Source organism: Bartonella sp. ML70XJBT, assembly GCF_028618425.1.
In the GTDB taxonomy this organism is placed as follows: domain Bacteria; phylum Pseudomonadota; class Alphaproteobacteria; order Rhizobiales; family Rhizobiaceae; genus Bartonella.
The window spans coordinates 1-1839 of record NZ_JAQISX010000073.1 but is presented as its reverse complement, the minus strand read 5'-3'; the positions used below and the strand labels follow the sequence as shown (position 1 = coordinate 1839).

Here is a 1839-nt window from a genome sequence, read left to right as displayed (position 1 = left end):
TGCCATTAAAAGCTGTGAGATAAAAAGAACGGTCTGCTTGATATTCCTTTCTCTCCAAATTGGCTAAAAAACCAGATAATTCATCACGAACCAACAACAGACCACGGGGGTTTTCTTTTAACAATTCCCCAAGCTTTTCGACTGTGACATCATTGACGATAAGACGTCGTTTATTAAGCGTGTCATCATCATCAGTTTCTTCATGTTCAAGAGCTTGAGAAAGAAGAGCAAGGGCTTGTTCCTCGTCTTGATCTTTGAGTGCTTTGCAGGCTTGTTTTTTCTTTTCTCGTTTGTCTAATTCAATCAGAATATCTTTTGTTTCTTGGCTTTTTTTCTTCTTTAACCATTCTTGATACCATTCCTCTTGAAAGGCATAGAGAGGGGCTAAAGCTGCTTCCATGGTCGGTGTTTTCATCGTTGAAGGTTGCCCCACAATAGCGCCCCAGAGATTAGGAACAATTGTCCAATTGGCATGTTGTTTTGGAGCGATACGCACGCCATTTCCAATGACAGCAGCCAAACCGCATAAAGCAGAGATAGCCACAAAATCGATAGAAGATTGTTGCATATCAGCAACATCATAAACATAGTCTATTAATGGTATTGGGAGCAGATATACTTTAAAAGGCTCGACGGGTAATAAAGCTTTATCAATAGGCTGTAATTCCCCCCAACCGTTTTGTTGCAAGGCTTGTTCATAAGGAATGGCTTTTAAACAAGCATGACCGTTTAAAGAGAGATTATTGTTATCATTGACGGGGGTATTATTCTCTAAAATATTTTTATTATCTTGTTTCATATTACTTACCTTAAATAATAGAGAAAATCGTTGAAATCTAAAGTGTTAGGGGCTTGCATGATAAAGACCTCAAAGCCTTGGCTATAAGCACGCGCAGCTAAGGTAAAACCTGCTTTACGACCCGCATCATCGCCGTCCATAGCGATTGTCAGACGTCCTTTTGTAAGGGGTAAATTCACACGCATCATGCCACTGGTTGAAAGAGACGCCCATAAATTCACGGGCTCTGATAACAAACCAGACAGCAGAGACAGACCGGTTTCAATGCCTTCACAAATAACCAGATGTTTTGGATTGTCTTGGCTTAAATGCACAGCACCGCCCATAACAGATCCCAACATGGCTTTGGTTGGTTTGTGATCTGTTTTGCAGCCATTGGCTTGTAAAGAGGTCCTATGAATGGCAAAGGAACCAGCCCCCTTAACAAGAGCAACCAACGCGGGTAGTGTCATTCCTAAGGGGTGCGGACAGTTGTCGTGAAAGCGTAAATAAGGAAATAAGTCACAAGTAATCCCCCGCTTGCGTAAATAGGTTTCTGCTAAAGTATTTTTAATCGGTTGGCTTTGTTGCCAAATTGCTTTTGCTCTCTCTGCTTTCTGTTTTACACCTTTGAGATCAGCAGAAAACTGTTTTGAGAAAGAAAGCGTGTGATCATAAGTTTTATCAACAAAGGCTTGTTTCCCCAGCAAGCCAATTCTTCTAAGCGCTTGTATGATCTCTCTAAAAGAGCAGCCCGCATAACAAGTGAGTAAAAGACGCCCATCATGTCCATTGGCAAGAGATAGACTAGGCAATTGATCATCATGGGCTGGACAACGGGCACTTCCATAACGCCCATACCAAACCCCACGCAAGGCATTTGTGATGCCCCGAGCATTTATATAAGAAAACATGTTTTTTATCCTATGATATATTGCACCATAGGACGGATTTTGCTATTCATTCTTGAGTGAAAATGGGAAGCCTTGTCCGTCCTTACGTGACAAGGTTTTCATTTATGCGACGTCGTTATAACGTTGCTGTTTTGCTTGCTCTATGAC

At 41.5% G+C, this 1839-nt stretch carries 2 protein-coding genes; both read right to left on the bottom strand.

Going from position 1 to position 1839, the window contains the following annotated elements; genetic code table 11:
* Window positions 1-799, bottom strand: a 799-nt coding sequence (locus tag PVV65_RS09580; protein ID WP_273790004.1) for a DUF3987 domain-containing protein, incomplete at its 3' end; no start/stop codon positions are given.
* A gap of 5 nt (window positions 800-804) precedes the next feature.
* A complete protein-coding gene (locus PVV65_RS09575) occupies window positions 805-1692 on the bottom strand; it encodes a toprim domain-containing protein (protein WP_273790003.1) in 888 nt (295 codons plus the stop codon).
* Window positions 1693-1839 lie beyond the last annotated feature (147 nt).